The following is an 18,640-nucleotide window of genomic DNA, read 5'->3' as shown; positions in this document are numbered from 1 at the left end:
TTGAAGTACGATGTACTTTATTATAGATGATAACTGGCTTTAGGCTTTTTTTATAGTATTACTACAAATAAAGTAAGCGTTATCATATAATAAGTGAGGATACTATTTGAGGAGGAATAAGCATGACAAATGAAATTCCAAAGTTAAATTATACGGGTGCAGCAGCTACTGCAGTTCCTTTACAAGCACACGAACAATACTTACAAACTGTTACTGCAGAACCATGGGTGAAAATTTCTGATGATGGTTTACAATTAGAAGGACTATGTTTTGATCGTCAAGGAGATTTAATGTTGTGTGAGGTTTTTGGAGGGACTATCTTTAAAGTTGAAATGCCTGAAAAGAAAGTAAAAGCACATTTTACTGCTAATAAACAAAATCCTGCTGCAGTCAAAATTCATAAAGATGGTCGATTGTTTGTATGTTATTTAGGAGATTTTGAAAGTTCAGGTGGTATTTATGCGGTCGATGCTAACGGTGAACAACAACAAATGATTATTTCGGATATTGAAACGGAATACTGTGTCGATGACTTAGTATTTGATAGTAAAGGTGGTTTTTATTTTACTGATTTTAGGGGCTATTCGACAAATCCAAAAGGTGGCGTTTATTACGTCGATCCTGAATATAAAAGTGTGACACCTGTTCTGTTAAATCTTGCAGTAGCAAATGGTATTGCATTGAGCACGGATGAGCGTACTCTATGGGTAACTGAGACGAATGCGAATCGTTTGCATAGAGTCGATTTATTAGAAGATGGTGTCACAATTGCACCGTTTGGCGCATCAATCCCTTATCATTTTACAGGGCATGAAGGACCAGACTCTTGTTGTATAGATGCAGATGATAATTTATATGTTGCGATGTATGGTCAAGGACGTGTGTTAGTTTTTAATCCTAAAGGTTACCCTATAGGCCAAATATTAATTCCAGGTAGAGATAGTGGGAAGATGTTACGTTCAACACATCCTGCATTTATCCCTGGTACAGATCAGTTGCTGATTTGTTCAAATGATATTGAAAAAGGTGGCGCATCTTGGATATATACAGCTAAAGGTTTTGCCAAAGGTCATCATAGTTACCAATTTCATTAAGATAACTATTCATAGATCGTTAGCGTTCGGAATGTTACTTGTCGCTAGCGATTTTTAAGATTTAATGCTTTCAATTAAAGATTGGTAAAAGCTGAAAATATAAAGTACAAATTATATAGAATATATTATGTTCAATGATAATTAGTGCTGAATAAAATACAGATAAAAGATAAATACGTTGTTGAAAGCGCTTTCTTTTTTAGGTATTATTTATTTAACAAAGGGAGGCGCTGTTAATGTTTAATAAGAAAAAAGGAACTGAACAAGACAAAGTCACTACGAAAAAAGAAATAGGGATTACTGCTGCAGTATTTACATTAGCAATAATGATAGCTTGCATGTTATTTACAGTTGCTGTACTTGAGAAGGAACCCCACATTCCACTCATGATTGGAACTGCAGTTGCTATTATTGTCACTATGTTACACGGTTATACATTTGAAGAAGTGGAAGAAATGATGTATAAGGGGATACGTCATGCTTTGCCAGCGATCGTTATTATTATCTTAGTTGGTTTGATCATCGGTTCATGGATTGGTAGCGGTGTTGTAGCTACGATGATTTATTACGGTTTACAATTAATTGATCCTAGATACTTTTTAACGGTGGTCGTTATTCTATGTGGAATTGTGGCTTTAGCTATTGGTAGTAGTTGGTCGACTATGGCAACAGTTGGTGTAGCTTCTATGGGGATTGGTATTAGTATGGGAATATCACCTGGGATGGTTGCCGGTGCGGTCATTTGTGGTTCGTATTTTGGTGATAAAATGAGTCCACTGTCAGACACTACCAATTTGGCTTCAGGTCTAAGTGATGTAGATTTATTTGATCACATTAAACACATGCTTTATACAACAATTCCTGCGTTGATAATTACGTTGATTGCCTTTTTCTTTATTGGTCAACAATTTGGTGCTAAGCATTTTGATACTAAAAATATCGACAAAATATTACATACAATGCAAGATCAATTCGTAATTACGCCATGGTTATTATTAATTCCACTTATTGTAATTGGGCTTGTCGTAGTTAAAGTTCCAGCAATACCAGCCATTGTCGTAGGTATTATTCTAGGATTCTTTGCACAAATCTTTATTCAAGGTGGCAGCTTAACGGAAGCATTAACAGCCTTACAAACGGGTTATACGATTGATTCAGGTAATAAGTTAGTCGATGAATTGTTTAACCGTGGTGGTTTGGAGTCAATGTTCTACACGATATCATTAACGCTTGTTGCAATGACATTTGGTGGAGTATTGGAATATTCCGGTATGCTTGCAGCATTGATTTCTGTAATCTTAAAGTTTGCAAAATCGACGGGATCACTTATTGCGTCAGTAATTGTGTCATGCATAGGAACAAACTTTACATGCTCAGAACAATATATATCAATCATTGTACCTTCTCGCATGTATGCAAGTACGTTTAAAGAGAAGGGATTACATCCGAAGAACTTATCAAGAGCATTAGAAGATGGAGGGACACTGACGTCTGTATTTGCGCCATGGAATACTTGTGGTGTGTTTATCGCTTCGACATTAGGTGTTTCAGTTATGGAATATGCACCTTATGCTATCTTAAATTATACTGTGCCTATTATATCTATTATATTTGGTTATATTGGCTTTAAAATTATTAAATTAGACGATGATAATGATGGAAAATCATTAAATAATACTAAAGGAACAGAGTTAGTTTAATTACACTTTGTTAAAGCATACTTTAGACACTCGTTAAAGTCTATCGGCATGATAAGACAACATATGCGAATCAATATGTGAATATGGCTAATATTAATGGCTTACTGTTCAATATTGTAGGATGTGTATGAGTTAAGTCTGAATCATTGAGTCCGAATGACTATGCCGGGTGTCTATCTTTTTTTGTCACAGCTCAATCAGTGTTATACTACTGATAATCAAGCTTTCACTTTGTTTGGATTAGGGGAGACATACTATGGATATTAAGCAGATGAAATACTTTGTTGAAGTGGTAAATCAAGATGGCATGACAAATGCGTCTAAATCATTATATATTGCACAACCGACAATCAGTAAGGCGATCAAAGATTTAGAGAAAGAACTTAATATGCCACTATTTGACAGAAGTAAACGTCAATTGGTATTAACGGATGCGGGTAAAATATTCTTTCAAAAATGTAAAGAAATATTGACGCTTTATAATGATTTACCCAAGGAGATTAATAGCTTACTTGGTTTAGAGACAGGACATATTAGCATTGGATTATCTGCTGTAATGAATATGAATCAATTTATCCATATTTTAGGACAATTCCATCAACAATATCCAAATGTAACATATAACCTAGTTGAAAATGGCGGAAAAATGATTGAAACACAACTTATTAATGATGAAATTGATATAGGTATAACAACATTACCCGTAGATAAAACGATATTTCATTCAATACCACTTTATCAAGAAGATTTACGTCTCGTACTGAATAAGGAACATGAGCTAGCACGTTACGACGAGATTGAAATGCACATGTTAAAAGATGAAGACTTTATTTTATTTAATGAAGATTTCTATTTAAATGATAAAATTATTGAAGCAGCTAAAAATGCAGGGTTTATCCCTAATACAATTTCCAAGATTTCGCAGTGGAACTTTATAGAAAATTTATTAAGTGCGCACCTTGGTGTAAGTATATTGCCAGAAAATATTGTGAATATGCTTGATAACAATTTTAAAAATATAAAAATTGTAGATCAATCCATGCGTTGGGAATTAGGAGTTATTTGGAAAAAGGATAAATATTTAAGTCATGCCACAAGACAGTGGATAGATTTTATGAAATTACATTTATAATGCGTGACATAATATAGAATAGATTATTGAATGATAGCTCTATCGACAACTGAAAAGTCGATGGGGCTTTTTTTAATGTAATAAATTCATATTATAAATAACTATAATGTAAAGCGTTTCCATAGAAAAAAGTAATACTTTATATTAAAAATCAATATTTTTATTATGAGTGATTCTCACTTATACTTATATATGTAAACAAAAATAACAGTTCGTGAAACTGTTCTAAAGGAATGATGAGTATTGCATATCGCACGCAAAGTTATTAGAACACTGATGCAAATCATGGTCATAATGGTTATTACTTATTTGGGCAATGTGCTACAACAAGTGTTACACATCCCCATCGCAGGTAGTATTGTAGGTTTATTTTTATTTTTCTTATTATTACAATTTAAAGTTATACCATCTAAATGGGTGAATGATGGTGCTAACTTCTTTTTAACATTTATGGTGTTTTTCTTTATACCTTCAGTGGTAGGTGTCATGGATGTTGTGTCGGAAATTGATGTTAACTTCGTGTTGTTCTTTACAATGGTAATATTTGGAACATGTTGTGTGGCATTAATTTCAGGATTTATTGCTGAAAAAATGGTTAAAATCACAAGATACGGGAATGGACAAAATTAGATGTTAATACTAAAAACAATTTTCATGATTGTATTAACTGTAATCATGTATATCGGCGCCAAGAAATTACAACAACGATACAAAAGTCCATTTTTAAATCCAGCATTAATATCATCCATAGGCATCATCATCGTACTATTATTATCAAATGAAGGTTATCAAGATTATATGGTCGGTGGACAATGGATCAATTATCTTCTAAATTGTACGGTTGTATGCCTTGCTTTTCCTCTTTATCAAAACCGTCAAAAGATAATGGCCCATTTAAAGATAATTGTTAGTAGTGTACTCGCAGCAGTGTTATTAAATTTCATATTTGTATATAGTATTCTTAAACTATTTGGCTATTCTAAAGAAGTGATAGTTACAATGTTGCCAAGATCTATGACTGCAGCAGTAGGTATTGAAGTATCTCATCAACTCGGTGGTATAGACACGATTACCGTTATGTTTATCGTTGCAACTGGTTTGATTGGCAGTATTGTGGGTTCTTATTTGTTAAGATTCGGCAGATTTGAAACATCAATAGCTAAAGGTTTAACATATGGAAATGCGTCACATGCATTTGGTACGGCAAAGGCATTAGAAATGGATCTAGAATCAGGTGCATTTAGCTCAATAGGTATGATTTTAACTGCAGTGATGAGCTCAGTGTTGTTACCAATACTCATCCTTTTCTTATATTAGAGTAATCGTTTTTTAGATTTTTGAATTATGGAAATTAAAAATATATAGTGAAATGTTTGAAAGGGGCTATTTTAAAATGGCAAAAATTAAAGCAAATCATGCATTAGTTAAAGCGTTACAAGCTTGGGATATTGATCACTTATATGGTATTCCAGGAGATTCAATAGATGCTGTCGTAGACAGTTTAAGAACAGTGAGAGAAAATATTGAGTTTGTACATGTAAGACACGAAGAAGTTGCAAGTTTAGCTGCAGCTAGTTATACAAAATTAACAGGGAAAATTGGGGTCGCTTTAAGTATTGGTGGACCTGGTATTGTTCATTTATTAAATGGTATGTATGATGCCAAGATGGATAATGTGCCACAATTGATTTTATCAGGACAAACAAATAGCACAGCATTAGGTACTAAAGCATTCCAAGAAACTGATATTAGTAAAATGGTTGAAGATGTAGCTGTGTATAATCGCCAAATTTCAGAAAATGATAAAGATATCTTTGGCATTGTTAATGAAGCGATTCGTACAGCTTACGAGAAAAAAGGTGTGGCAGTACTTATCTTGCCAAATAACTTGTTAACTAATAAGGTTAAAGACAATACCAATACACCAGTTGATACTGCTCCACCAGCACGTATTGCACCTAAACCTAGAAGTATTAAAAAAGCAACTAAATTAATCAATAAGAGTAAACGACCAGTTATGTTAATCGGTACTGGTGCTAAACATGCTAAAGATGAAGTACGTGAATTTATCGAAGCGGTAAAAATCCCTTCAATTATCACATTACCTGCAAAAGGAATTTTACCTGATGCACATCCATATAATATTGGTAATTTAGGTAAAATAGGGACTAAAACATCTTATCAAACGATTCAAGAAGCAGATTTATTAATTATGGTAGGTACAAATTATCCATATGTAGATTATTTACCTAAGAAAAATATCAAAGCAATTCAAATTGATACAAATCCGGAAGCAATTGGACATCGCTTTGACATTAATGTAGGTATAATTGGAGACAGTAAATATGCTTTACAACAACTTACAGATTCTGTGAAGTTTGTTTCTAATAGAGATTTCTTAAATAAAACATTAGAACGTAAGGCTACGTGGGACTCTTGGATGACTGCAGATAAACAAGATGAAAGCAGTCCAATTCGTCCAGAGCGCTTAATGGATGCGATTAATAAAGTCAGAACAGATGATGCAATCTTCTCTATAGATGTTGGTACATCTACAGTTTGGTCAACACGTTATTTAGATTTAACTGTTAATAATAAATTTATTATTTCAAGTTGGTTAGGTACAATGGGTTGTGCATTACCAGGTGCAATTGCTGCTAAACGTGCATATCCAAATCGCCAAGTCGTAGGTATTGCAGGTGACGGTGGCTTTGAAATGGTAATGCAAGACTTTGCCACTGCAGTTCAATATGACTTACCGATGACAATATTTGTCTTAAATAATCAACAATTGTCATTTATTAAATACGAGCAACAAGCAGCAGGTGAATTAGAATATGCTATTGACTTTACAGACATTGATTTAGCAAAATTTGCTGAAAGTTGTGGCGGTGTCGGTTATACATTAACTGACCCACATCGAATCGATGAAGTTGTTGAAGATGCAATGTCACAAGACAAACCAACAATTGTCAATGTATATGTTGATCCAACTGCAGCACCATTACCAGGTAAAATTGTTAAAGATGAAGCAATTAATTATGGTAAATGGGCGTATAGATCAATCACAGAAGATAAAAAATTAGACTTTGATGAATTACCACCAATGTCTACTGCAATGAGACGTTTCTTCTAATCATTTAAATAGTAATCAATCAACAACCCGAAATGAGCAACGAGCTTATTTCGGGTTGTTTTTTATATGAAATTAAGGTAATTGAATATTTCCCGGAAAATAGGTTATTGATATATAGTAAAATTACATATGTGATGTATTGAAGGGGATGTTTATTCACAATGACAAAACGAATTAAACAATTGAAACATATTAAAACACCACATACTTATGCGCTACTATTATCTATTATTGTCTGTGCAAGTGTATTAACTTATATTATACCTGCCGGTGCATATGATAGAGAGAAAAAGGATGGACAAACATTAGTGGTATCAGGTACATACCATGAGATTAATCAGCATGGTGTATCATTTTTTGATATATTTCGTGCAATACCAGAAGGGCTTATTAGTGGTGGCGAAATTGTATTTTATATCTTTTTAGTTGGTGGCGCGTTTGGAATAGTTCATAAGACTGGTGCATTTGAAAATGGTGTCAACACAGCGATGCAAATATTGGGTAGATTTAAAGTGCTGATGATTCCGTTAACGATGCTCATATTTTCAATATTAGGATTTACAATTGGATTAGCGGAAGAAACAATCATATTTGTGCCAATAGGCATTATTATTGCACGAACATTGGGGTATGATGCAATGACTGGCGTTTCAATGGTTATACTTGGTGCCGCAAGTGGATTTTTAGGAGGCATGCTCAATCCATTTACCGTTGGTGTTGCACAATCTGTAGCAGAATTGCCTATGTTTTCAGGTTGGGGATTACGAACAGTGATTTATATTGTGGTGTTACTTGTAGCGATATCTGTCGTTATGTTATATGGTCGCCGGGTGAAAAATGACATGTCTAAAAGTATCGTTTATGAATTAGAGCAGAAAGAAAGGTCAGTACAAACGACGGTCGAGCAGTCTCGTTTTTGTAAGAGACAAGCGCTTGGTCTACTTTTTATTGTTGCAACCATCTTGTTAAATGTTTACGGTATATTTTCTTTCGGGTGGTCATTTAATGAAATGAGTGCAAACTTTATTATAGCAGGTTTATTAGCAGGATTTGTTGGTGGTTTGGGCGTAAATGGGACCTTCGACGCAATGATTGAAGGGATGAAAGACATCTTATTTGGTGCTATGATCGTTGGTTTTGCAAAAGGTATTATCGTCATATTAGAAAATGGCCATATCATAGATTCTATAGTTCATGGTATGACATTATTGTTACATGGCGTACATCCAACAATAGTGATATTGATGATGTTTGTATTACAATTTTTATTAAACTTCTTTATTCCTTCCGGGTCTGGTCAAGCATTAACAACGATGCCGTTAATGGTTCCAATTTCCGATTTGTTGGAAATCAATAGACAACTTACAGTTTTGGCCTTTCAATATGGTGATGCGATTAGTAATGTATTATTTCCAACATCAGCCATTTTGATGGGGGCGTTAGCAGTAGGCAAGATTACGTATATACAATGGTTAAAGTTTGCTTGGAAGCTCATACTACTTTGGGTGGTTGTTTGTAGTGTAGCAATGACACTTGCATTGTTATTAGGGTATTAAACTGCATTGTTGTATGAATGTAAGAAATTTTTCTTTAAATATGAAAAAAGATATTGTCGAAATAGCGCTTTCATTATATAATGATTTTAAATACAATATCATATTGCGTGTTACTGGTGATGCAGGCATGAGCAAACGAAATGACTATGGAAATGTATAGTCTTGTTTGTTCATGCCTTTTTTATATGCTTATAACGCGTAATAAATGAATTAAGAAGGGATGTTATTCATGTTTAAGAAGCTTTTTGGACAATTGCAACGAATTGGGAAGGCATTGATGTTACCTGTTGCAATTCTTCCAGCTGCTGGTCTATTACTAGCACTTGGAACAGCTTTTCAAGGAGAGTTTTTACAGTCTTATTTACCATTTATTAAAGCGGAAGGTTTTCAAAATGTAGCTCAAATGATGGAAGGTGCCGGTGGGATAATCTTTGATAATTTACCGATTATCTTTGCGCTCGGTGTAGCCATTGGTTTAGCGAGTGGTGATGGTGTAGCAGCTATTGCTGCCTTTGTTGGATTTATTGTTATGAATAAGACAATGGGTGCATTTTTGCATATTACACCTGAAAATGTTAATGACACTGCAAGTGGTTATGCTAGTGTGTTGGGTATACCGACATTACAAACAGGGGTGTTTGGCGGTATTATCGTCGGGGCACTAGCTGCATGGTGTTACAACAAATTCTATAATATATCGCTACCGAGTTATTTAGGATTCTTTGCTGGTAAACGTTTTGTACCAATTATGATGGCAACATGTTCGTTTATCTTAGCATTTCCAATGGGAGTAATTTGGCCGTTTATTCAAACTGGCTTAAATGCCTTTAGTGAAGGATTACTTGATTCAAATACAGGTTTAGCCGTATTCTTATTTGGGTTTATCAAACGTTTACTCATTCCATTTGGCTTGCATCATATTTTCCATGCACCATTCTGGTTTGAATTTGGTAGTTATAAAAATGCAGCAGGTCAAATCATTCATGGTGATCAGCGTATATTTATAGAGCAAATTAGAGACAATGTACCATTGACTGCAGGTAAATTTATGGGTGGGGAATTCCCTGTTATGATGTTTGGTTTACCAGCAGCTGCCTTAGCAATTTATCATTCTGCTAAAAAGGAAAATCGTAAAGTAGTCGGAGGTTTAATGCTTTCAGGTGCTTTAACGTCATTCTTAACAGGTATTACAGAACCATTAGAATTCTCATTCTTATTTGTAGCACCATTATTATTCTTTATTCATGCAGTGCTCGATGGTTTGAGTTTCTTAATTATGTATGTACTTCATGTATATCTAGGTTATACATTCTCAGGTGGCTTTATAGACTTTTTATTATTAAATATTATGCCAAATAAAACAGCATGGTGGCTTGTTATACCTGTTGGTCTTGTGTATGGCGTATTATACTACTTTATCTTTAGATTTATTATTAAGAAATTCAACTATAAAACACCAGGCCGAGAAGATAAAGATATGCAAAGTAACAGTGTAGCGAAAAATGATCTGCCGTTTAAAGTCTTAGATGCTATGGGTGGAAAATCTAATATTAAACATTTAGATGCTTGTATCACACGTTTAAGAGTTGAAGTGAATGATAAGTCAGCTGTAAACGTTGAAGCATTAAAGCAACTAGGTGCATCTGGAGTACTTGAGGTTGGAAATAATATGCAAGCTATTTTCGGTCCTAAATCAGATCAAATCAAGCATGACATGGCAATGATTATGAGTGGTGAAATCACGAAACCAAGTGAAACAACGGTTACAGATGATGATGTAGTACAAGTACCAGCAGCAGATAATCAAGATACAGCCGATAAACAGACATTGATAGAAGTATTTGCCCCTGGTACTGGTAAAATCGTACCTTTAAGTGAAGTGCCGGATCAGGTATTTGCACAAAAAATGATGGGCGAAGGTTTAGGCTTTATTCCAGAGGATGGCACGATTGTTGCACCATTTAATGGTACTGTTAAGACAATATTCCCAACAAAACATGCGATAGGGTTAATTTCAGAAGATGGATTAGAACTATTAATTCATATTGGAATAGATACAGTTAAGCTAGAAGGTAAAGGATTTGAAAGCTTAGTAGCAACAGATGAACATATTAAAAAAGGTCAGCCAATTATGAAAGTGGACCTTGATTATATTAAAGAACACGCACCAAGTATTGTGACACCGTTAATATTAACAAACTTAGAAGAGCGTAACTTTAAAGTTCAAGATGTGGAACATGTAACAAGTGGTGACTTGTTGATTACTGTGAGATAATCAATACATTTACTTACTGTTAGATTATAGTAAGACAGTATCAAAGATATAATATAGAGTCTGGGACATATTTAACCAGCAAAAAGCCCCTCAAAGATCAAAAATCTTTGAGGGGCTTGTTAATTTATATCAATACTTCGTATTATTATTGCTTGCTCGTCTAGGAAGTTGATTCGAGTCTCATGTCGACACTCACCTTACTCACATAGATGTCTCGCAAACCATACACAGTGCTTTTATCTTATTACTAAAAAATAAGACCCGATCGTATCATTTAATAAACACCACTAAACAAAATTAACGAGGCACGGGGCGTCTGATGTATAAAAATTTATAATATGTCTCAATTAACGCTACTGGTGGAAACGGAAATGTTTATCTCTGAAAATGATAACTTTAAATAGCTAATTTCAACAATCCATACTTCGTCCAAATTAAATGTTGAAAAATTCTGAATTTATATCTACTATGAAATAAATAGAAAAAAAGGGTGATTATATGGAGTATCAACTAGCGATAAATGTTACACCTCAAATTAAACTTGTACAGCCAGAATTATATATGGCAGAAGCGTTGTACAATACAATAAAATCAAACTTTCAACATTTAGTAACCTTTCTAGATTTTATTCAAGAGGATATGACGCTTGAAGATGAGCAACAATATTTAACAATGATGCTAAATCATCAAGCACAAAATAAAGGTCGCTTGTATCTTATCTATTTTGAAGATGAATTGATTGGTACAATTGATTTGCATAAGATTCAAATGCAACATAAAAAGGCGGAAATTGGTTATTGGATTGCGGAAAGTTATGCAGGTCGTCAAATAACGACGCAATGTGTTCAACATTTGTGCTATCTTGCCTTTGAAGTATTTGGCTTGAATAAATTAACTATCAAGGCAGATGTACGCAATATTGCTAGTAATAAAGTAGCAGAAAAGGTTGGTTTCTCTTATGTTGGAACAGACTTAGAAGATATGTTTGATGGTGAGGCATACAGAGATATGAATCGTTATTCACTATTAAAGCGCGATTATAACAAGCAATAATCATTGCTCATACAGAATTATTTTACATGTTACGTGTTCTGAAATTTTAACGCGTTGTAGTAATGATTTAATGGAACAAAGATAATCGAAGGGGGAATGACCAATGTTACAAAGAAAGTTAAATATAGCGAATTTAAATACACCTATTCAAAAATTAGATCAATTAAGTAGTACATTAGGAAAGCAAATTTATGTAAAACGTGATGACTATACGGGAGCAGAAATATCTGGAAATAAAGTGAGAAAGCTAGAATATACGATTCAATATGTGTTTGATAATGGATATGACACAGTTATTACAACGGGAGCTATTACTTCAAATCATGCCCGCGCAACAGCAGCATTATGTGCTAAATACAATCTAGAGTGTCATTTGGTATTACGAGGAGATGCAGCTATTTTCGAAGGTAATTTATTTTTAGGTACGATGCTCGGTGCAAAAATTCATCAAATCAGTGCTGACACTTCGAGAGAAGATACAATGGATGAACTGTATCATCAATTAAAGTCTGAGGGTAAACATCCGTTGATTATACCCGTAGGTGCCTCGGATTGGATTGGTACTCATGGATATATCAATGCATATGAGGAAATACTTAAACAACAACAAACGATGAATATTCATTTTGACTCTATCAATGTAGCAGTAGGTTCAGGTGGTACATATGCAGGCTTGTGGTATGGGAACAACGTACATAATGAGCAGACAAAAGTGATTGGTTATGCAGTCGATCAAAGTGCGCCTGCCTTTACCGATAAAGTGAAAGAAATCATACATGATATAGATAAATCAGTAACATCATTCGATTCAATAAATATTAATGATCATTATATTGGTTTAGGATATGGTCAAGCTACGGATGAAGAATTAGCATTCTATGTTGAAATTGCGCAACAAGAGGGGATTATTTTTGATCCTACTTATACTGGTAAAGCCTTTCGTGGTTTAATCTCCGAGATAAAGCAAGGAAACTATAATAATCAAGAGCACATATTATTTATTCATACTGGTGGTCTACAGGGCTATACAGAAGAGACAAGACAACGCATTCAACACATGATTAGTAACCAAGATTAAGTTGACCAATGTAAAATATATTTGAATTTTAGATAGAATATAAAGCTAAATTGAAAAGACTATAAAAAAGCAAATTGATTGCTATTTTATAGGACAATGTTTCATAATGAGATACACTTTATGTGGTAAGGAAGGTGGTCATAAGTGGAGCAATTATTGTCAACAATTGCAGCATATCAGGATTTTGTTCATACGCATAAACTAGCTGTCATACATGTTATGAGAGATAATTGTAGTGTGTGTCATGCTGTATTACCACAGATCAGAGGTTTAGTCGAAGAGTATCCAGGCGTAGTTCTAGGCGTAATTAATCAGAGTGAATTAGAAGCCATTGCAGGTGAATTAAATATCTTCACTGTACCTGTTGATTTAATATATTTAGAAGGCAAAGAAATGCATAGGCAGGGAAGATTTATTGATATGCAATTATTTGAAAAGCAATTAAACTTAATGTATCAAAGTATAGCGTGAAAAATGAATATAGAAGGAAGTATGGATGCTTCTTTGACGAACAATCACTCAGTTGGCATGGTTCGTTGGAGAAGCTTTCTTTATGTAAAGTGCTAGCTATAAATGTTGTGCAAAATAAAAGATGGTTTCATTAAATAAGTTGTATCTTTATTAAATGAAATATTGTATTATAGTGATAATCAATAGGGGGAGGTTAATTGTATGAGAATTGAGCGAATATGTCCCGACGAAGCTGAAGCGCTATATCGTTGTATGAAACAAATTGATAAAGAGTCACAATTTATGCTGTATTTGCCCGATGAAAGAAATTTTAATCAAGAAAAGTTAGCAGAAGAGCTTAAATTAAACTTTTTTATCGGTGTGAAAACAGATAACAATGATATTGTAGGATATTTAATGGTTCATATTAGTACAGTTTCTAAAATAAAGCACATTGGTTATATTGTTATTGGAATGATGAATGATTATCGTAAACGTGGATATGCCACACAGATGTTTGAGGAAACATTGAAATGGGCTGAACGTAAGGGTTTGAGAAGATTAGAATTAACTGTGATAACGACGAATACCCCCGCAGTGAACTTTTATGAAAAGTTAGGATTTAAGATAGAAGGTATCAAACGTCAATCTATATTTATGGACGAACATTACTTTGATGAATTGTATATGGCAAAGTTATTAAATGAAGGTATAGATGGAGATAATGGCATAGTTTGGTAATTTCTACATTGAAGCACTTTGTACGTTATGCTTAATACATAATTTTATAAAACAAAACCTTTTTCAAATAAATATTAATTCATTATGATTGGAAAAGGAGGCGATAATATGCTGAAAAAAATAATGCTTGTACCATTGATAACCATTGGTGCTACCTTTGCTTATGCTAAGATTAAGGAGAAGAGAAGTTACAAAAGCTTTCTCATTGAACAGGTATTCAAAATGACAAGAAGTAAATTGACATTTTCGACAGTTGAAGGGGCGCAGCGTGCACAATCTGTCACTCAATATGAAACGAAAGGATTGCATCAGCAACCGAAACATCAATTTGAGAATACAGTAGAAAGATGTGACCAGAATGATACTACAACTTACATAATTAATCAGCAACCGGATGATGCGCAAGATATTGTATTATATATTCACGGTGGTGCTTGGTTTAAAGATCCACTGCAAGGCCATTTTGAATTTGTTGATCAATTAGCCAGTGAATTATCAGCTACCATTATAATGCCAATATACCAGAAAGTACCTCATGCGGATTATCGTGCGACGTTTAAACTTATCACTGCTATTTATGAGCGTATACTAGACACATATCAAGCTCAAGACTGTTCTCGCATTATTCTAATGGGCGATTCTGCTGGTGGACAAATTGCTTTAGCCTTTGCACAGTTACTGAAGCATAAAGACATGAGACAACCGGATAATATAGTATTAATATCTCCTGTTCTTGATGCAACATTCAATCATTCAGCAACGATTGAATATGAAACTGTTGATCCGTTATTAGGTATACAAGGGTTAAATTATTTCTTGAAACAATGGGCAGCAACGCTTCCACTAGAACATAGTATATTGTCACCAATAAATGGAGATATGACTGGATTAGGTCACATTACATTAGTAATTGGTACAAAAGAGTTACTTTATCCAGATGCGTTGAGGCTATCGACAAAGTTAAATCACAATAACATCGAACATGAATTTATTGTTGGATATAATCAATTTCATATTTATCCTATTTTTAATATACCTGAACGCCGACAAACAATTAATAAATTAAAGCGAATATTGAAGCGATAATTGAATAAACGATGCAATTCGTACCTAAGCTGACGCTTAGGTATAGGTTATTAAAGATATTGAGTAGTGAACATAATTAACAAAGCGTGCGCTTGAACCTTTAAGTTCTTGCGACACGCTTCTTTTATAATATCAAGTTTGCTGTATATTGATTGTTTAATCATTCAGTATCGCTAGGTTGTTTCTTTAACGATAATGTTAAAATTAAAATAATAATTAATAGAATGCCTAGAATTTGTAATGGTAAAAATTGAACATGTAGCCAAAGTGCACTAGAAACAATGGCCATTACTGGTTCTATTGTCCCAAATAATGTAGTTTCCTTTGCACTTAGATAATTTAAGCTTTGGATAAAAAATAAAAATGCTACTGCCGTGCCAAATATAATCCCGAAAGCAAGGTATATACCGGTTGAGTATGTGATATGATTAACATCAATGTGCCAAATTGGTGCTTTGAAATTAAGTAAAATACCTGAAATTAACATTGCCCAACCAACGACTAAAATAGAAGGATAACGTAACAATAACCTCGTAGCATATAATGTATAAAAGGTGAGGGACAATCCTGAAATAATCCCCCAGTAAACACTAGGCATCGGCACAGTTAAATTGCTTATGGAACCATTCGTTAGTAATAAAAATGTACCTGACAATGTCAGTAAAATAGCTATACAGTCAAACATTTTAAATCGTTCTTGTCCTCGTAGTACATACCATATAATAATATATAATGGTGCGATATATTGTAATAATGTAGCCACTGCTGCATTACCGTAGTTAATAGATGCCATATATGAATATTGCACTAATAACATACCGAATATAGAAAAAATAATCAGTTGTATAAAACTACGTTTTGATGTAAATATGATGAAAATGGATTTACGAGGATTAAGTAGCTTATATATAATCAGCAGTAAGATGCCACTAATTAATAATCGTGCTGTAACGTACCAGTTTATTTCAATGTTGCGATGTTGAAATAAAAAATCTGATACAGTTCCCCCTAATCCCCAAAAGGAAGCGCCAGCAATAGCTAGAAAAATACCTAAAATTCTCTTTTCTGTGTTGTGTTGCATAATATCACCTATAAAATATAATTATATTTAAACTATAAGCTAAAATTCAGTGATATAATACGTAAATATCATTAAAAAATAACAATATATAGAGGTGGTGGCATATTGTATAGTGAAATTATTGTTACAGATACAAGAGAAGAATTGGTTCAATATCCGAATCAACAATGGAAACATGTCGTATTGTATACTGTGTTAAACCAAACACGTTTTGGATATATACCATTACATTGGCATAAGGCATTACAATTCATTTATGTAATTGAAGGTGCGTTAGACGTTGCAATGTCAGAACTTAATGTTCCACTTAAGCAAGGAGAAGGACTCTTTATCAATTCTAATACGGTACATGAAATTACAGAACAGGATCACGACACAAAATTTTATTGTTGGAATATAGAACTTACCGATCCATCTAACTACATTGAATATAGTTACGTGAGTCAAATCGTTACCAACGCGACGAAATTACCATATTTAAAGTTAACATCAGATATAGCTATTCACAATCAAATATTAAAATTAATTGTCGAAGCCGCTAATCTATATCTAAGTAAAACGACAGATTACATGTTAGATGTAACTATTAATTACTTTCAAATATTAAAATTTATTAATAGAATAATGGATAACCAAGTGACAACTAACGCATATCATTTTGATTCGCGTGTTAAACAACTGATTGAATATATTCAAAATCATGCTTATACAAAGCTAACACTTGCAGAGCTGAGTCAAGTCATCCACATGAGTGAATCTGAAACGATTAAACTATTTAAACAATATATGCAACAAACACCTTTTCAATATTTACTCAATTTTCGATTGGAACAAAGTATAGACATGCTCTGTAGTAACAGTGAATATACTATTACTGAAATAGCATTAGGATGTGGTTTCTCTACAACAAGTTATTACATCAAATTATTTAAAGTGAAATACGGTGAAACACCGAAACAATATCAAAGACGCATGCGTCAGTTAAATATATAAGTGCAAATACCATAACACCCACTACCTATAGATTAAGGAACATTGTTCGTATTGTGTGAACAATATTAACCTGAAGTAGTGGGTGTTTGATTTATTTTAAATTTTGTAAATATGTGGGGAACATTTCGCTAAATAATTTAACAAATGATAAATATATTGCTTTATCTACATGTTCGTCAACTTGATGTGCTTGGCTAACATTACCGGGACCAAACATTATAAATGGGAATTGTTCATCCTTATCGACTAATAAATCAGCAGCATCTGTTACGCCTGGAGAAGCTTGTGCTTCTAGCTTTGTATTTAAGTATTTCATGGCGAAAGTTTGTGCAATCTGTACCAGTGAATTGTCACCTGTTGTAAAGACTGGTGGTCTTGACATATAAGTATCCATGACGAGTTGTGACTCTGTTGATTCAACTTGTTGAAGGATGCGTTTGAAATAAGAAATGAATTGATTATTATCATGCTCAGGAATTGTACGAATATTAAATTCTGTTTCGGCATGTTCAGGTAATGAATTGACCTGATTTCCGCCTTTGAAGATTGTCGCATTAAGTATTGGTGGACCTAGTAAACTGTTCGTTTGAGTGAAGTCCTTAAAGCCCTCGTCTACAGTATAGACAAATTTTATTAAAGGCTTAATTGCATTAAAGCCTAAATGTGGCATAGAACTGTGTGCGGCTTTACCTTTAGAGGTTACACGTATATCCATCGAGCCTTTATGTGCGTAAATAATTCTGTCTTCTGAAGGTTCGGCAATGATTAAGGCACTAACATCATCCATATAACCTTGTTGATGAAAAGCCTTTGCACCTTCACCGACGATTTCCTCTCCTGCAGTAGCAAGCAGACGAATTTTACCATAGTTTAAAGTGCCAGCAGCTTGAATTTGAATCATACTAATAACAAGAGCAGCTAATCCTGATTTCATATCAGCTGTCCCACGACCATATAACTTGCCATCGACTTCTGTCATAACAAAAGGATCATAATGCCACTTTGAAATATCTCCTTCAGACACGACATCCATATGACCAGATATAGCTAATACTGGACCATGCTCTCCAATTTCTGCAACTAGATTCGCACGCGTTTCAGATAATTTAATAATTTGAGCAGGAATGTTATGTGCCGCTAGTAAATCTTGCAGATAATGACATACTTCAATTTCATTGTCATTTACAGATTTAATACGAACTAAATCACTTAATATGTTTACAATTTCTGTATCAGTTAATTTACCCATTAATAAAACCTCACTT

16 protein-coding genes are annotated in these 18,640 nt (G+C 33.8%); 14 read left to right on the top strand and 2 right to left on the bottom strand.

Going from position 1 to position 18,640, the window contains the following annotated elements:
- Positions 1-122 precede the first annotated feature (122 nt).
- The 13 genes from SH09_RS14760 to SH09_RS14700 all read left to right on the top strand — a co-directional run bounded on the left by SH09_RS14760 (position 123) and on the right by SH09_RS14700 (position 15,301).
- On the top strand, positions 123-1,094 hold the full coding sequence (locus tag SH09_RS14760) for an SMP-30/gluconolactonase/LRE family protein (RefSeq protein ID WP_042740350.1): 972 nt from the start codon (positions 123-125) through the stop codon (positions 1,092-1,094).
- A 236-nt stretch (positions 1,095-1,330) separates the two neighbouring features.
- Entirely contained in the window at positions 1,331-2,794 is a 1,464-nt protein-coding gene (gene nhaC / locus SH09_RS14755; protein ID WP_042740349.1) for a Na+/H+ antiporter NhaC, read from the top strand.
- A 256-nt stretch (positions 2,795-3,050) separates the two neighbouring features.
- Entirely contained in the window at positions 3,051-3,926 is an 876-nt protein-coding gene (gene cidR, locus SH09_RS14750; RefSeq protein WP_042740348.1) for a cidABC operon transcriptional activator CidR, read from the top strand.
- A 243-nt stretch (positions 3,927-4,169) separates the two neighbouring features.
- Complete coding sequence (locus tag SH09_RS14745; RefSeq protein WP_042740347.1) at positions 4,170-4,556, top strand: CidA/LrgA family protein; 387 nt, start codon at positions 4,170-4,172, stop codon at positions 4,554-4,556.
- The gene (locus tag SH09_RS14740; protein WP_042740346.1) at positions 4,557-5,243 is read left to right on the top strand and encodes an LrgB family protein; all 687 of its coding nucleotides are present in this window, start codon (positions 4,557-4,559) and stop codon (positions 5,241-5,243) included.
- 76 nt (positions 5,244-5,319) lie between these two features.
- Positions 5,320-7,062 (top strand): pyruvate oxidase, encoded by a 1,743-nt coding sequence (locus tag SH09_RS14735; RefSeq protein ID WP_042740345.1) that lies wholly within the window; start codon positions 5,320-5,322, stop codon positions 7,060-7,062.
- 161 nt (positions 7,063-7,223) lie between these two features.
- Positions 7,224-8,618 (top strand): YfcC family protein, encoded by a 1,395-nt coding sequence (locus SH09_RS14730; RefSeq protein ID WP_042740344.1) that lies wholly within the window; start codon positions 7,224-7,226, stop codon positions 8,616-8,618.
- A gap of 229 nt (positions 8,619-8,847) precedes the next feature.
- On the top strand, positions 8,848-10,893 hold the full coding sequence (gene ptsG / locus SH09_RS14725; RefSeq protein WP_042740343.1) for a glucose-specific PTS transporter subunit IIBC: 2,046 nt from the start codon (positions 8,848-8,850) through the stop codon (positions 10,891-10,893).
- Positions 10,894-11,391: 498 nt separating this feature from the next.
- Positions 11,392-11,946, top strand: a complete 555-nt coding sequence (locus SH09_RS14720; protein ID WP_042740342.1) for a GNAT family N-acetyltransferase — start codon at positions 11,392-11,394, stop codon at positions 11,944-11,946.
- Positions 11,947-12,049: 103 nt separating this feature from the next.
- Positions 12,050-13,024 (top strand): D-cysteine desulfhydrase family protein, encoded by a 975-nt coding sequence (locus SH09_RS14715; RefSeq protein WP_042740341.1) that lies wholly within the window; start codon positions 12,050-12,052, stop codon positions 13,022-13,024.
- A gap of 144 nt (positions 13,025-13,168) precedes the next feature.
- Positions 13,169-13,495, top strand: a complete 327-nt coding sequence (locus SH09_RS14710; protein WP_042740340.1) for a thioredoxin family protein — start codon at positions 13,169-13,171, stop codon at positions 13,493-13,495.
- A 201-nt stretch (positions 13,496-13,696) separates the two neighbouring features.
- A complete protein-coding gene (locus tag SH09_RS14705; protein ID WP_042740339.1) occupies positions 13,697-14,215 on the top strand; it encodes a GNAT family N-acetyltransferase in 519 nt (172 codons plus the stop codon).
- A 108-nt stretch (positions 14,216-14,323) separates the two neighbouring features.
- The gene (locus SH09_RS14700; protein WP_042740338.1) at positions 14,324-15,301 is read left to right on the top strand and encodes an alpha/beta hydrolase; all 978 of its coding nucleotides are present in this window, start codon (positions 14,324-14,326) and stop codon (positions 15,299-15,301) included.
- 160 nt (positions 15,302-15,461) lie between these two features.
- On the opposite strand, the gene SH09_RS14695 is transcribed toward SH09_RS14700, so the two are convergent.
- Positions 15,462-16,382: a DMT family transporter gene (locus tag SH09_RS14695; RefSeq protein WP_042740337.1), complete on the bottom strand. Its 921-nt coding sequence runs from the start codon at positions 16,380-16,382 to the stop codon at positions 15,462-15,464.
- 105 nt (positions 16,383-16,487) lie between these two features.
- On the opposite strand from SH09_RS14695, the gene SH09_RS14690 reads away from it, so the two are divergent.
- A complete protein-coding gene (locus SH09_RS14690) occupies positions 16,488-17,375 on the top strand; it encodes a helix-turn-helix domain-containing protein (protein WP_042740336.1) in 888 nt (295 codons plus the stop codon).
- Between the two features lie 91 nt (positions 17,376-17,466).
- Here SH09_RS14690 and SH09_RS14685 read toward each other — a convergent pair whose 3' ends face one another.
- A complete protein-coding gene (locus SH09_RS14685) occupies positions 17,467-18,624 on the bottom strand; it encodes an ArgE/DapE family deacylase (protein WP_042740335.1) in 1,158 nt (385 codons plus the stop codon).
- Positions 18,625-18,640 lie beyond the last annotated feature (16 nt).

It is taken from the genome of Staphylococcus gallinarum, assembly GCF_000875895.1.
GTDB lineage: Bacteria > Bacillota > Bacilli > Staphylococcales > Staphylococcaceae > Staphylococcus > Staphylococcus gallinarum.
Note: the sequence above shows the minus strand (reverse complement) of the source record. Positions and strands in the feature narration are given on the sequence as shown.

Excerpts from the sequence above, each read along its gene's own strand:
- SH09_RS14760 (WP_042740350.1), top strand. The coding sequence starts at position 123 with ATGACAAATGAAATTCCAAAGTTAAATTATACGGGTGCAGCAGCTACT.
- nhaC (WP_042740349.1), top strand. The coding sequence starts at position 1,331 with ATGTTTAATAAGAAAAAAGGAACTGAACAAGACAAAGTCACTACGAAA.
- cidR (WP_042740348.1), top strand. The coding sequence starts at position 3,051 with ATGGATATTAAGCAGATGAAATACTTTGTTGAAGTGGTAAATCAAGAT.
- SH09_RS14740 (WP_042740346.1), top strand. The coding sequence starts at position 4,557 with ATGTTAATACTAAAAACAATTTTCATGATTGTATTAACTGTAATCATG.
- SH09_RS14735 (WP_042740345.1), top strand. The coding sequence starts at position 5,320 with ATGGCAAAAATTAAAGCAAATCATGCATTAGTTAAAGCGTTACAAGCT.
- SH09_RS14730 (WP_042740344.1), top strand. The coding sequence starts at position 7,224 with ATGACAAAACGAATTAAACAATTGAAACATATTAAAACACCACATACT.
- ptsG (WP_042740343.1), top strand. The coding sequence starts at position 8,848 with ATGTTTAAGAAGCTTTTTGGACAATTGCAACGAATTGGGAAGGCATTG.
- SH09_RS14720 (WP_042740342.1), top strand. The coding sequence starts at position 11,392 with ATGGAGTATCAACTAGCGATAAATGTTACACCTCAAATTAAACTTGTA.
- SH09_RS14715 (WP_042740341.1), top strand. The coding sequence starts at position 12,050 with ATGTTACAAAGAAAGTTAAATATAGCGAATTTAAATACACCTATTCAA.
- SH09_RS14705 (WP_042740339.1), top strand. The coding sequence starts at position 13,697 with ATGAGAATTGAGCGAATATGTCCCGACGAAGCTGAAGCGCTATATCGT.
- SH09_RS14700 (WP_042740338.1), top strand. The coding sequence starts at position 14,324 with ATGCTGAAAAAAATAATGCTTGTACCATTGATAACCATTGGTGCTACC.
- SH09_RS14695 (WP_042740337.1), bottom strand. The coding sequence starts at position 16,382 with ATGCAACACAACACAGAAAAGAGAATTTTAGGTATTTTTCTAGCTATT.
- SH09_RS14685 (WP_042740335.1), bottom strand. The coding sequence starts at position 18,624 with ATGGGTAAATTAACTGATACAGAAATTGTAAACATATTAAGTGATTTA.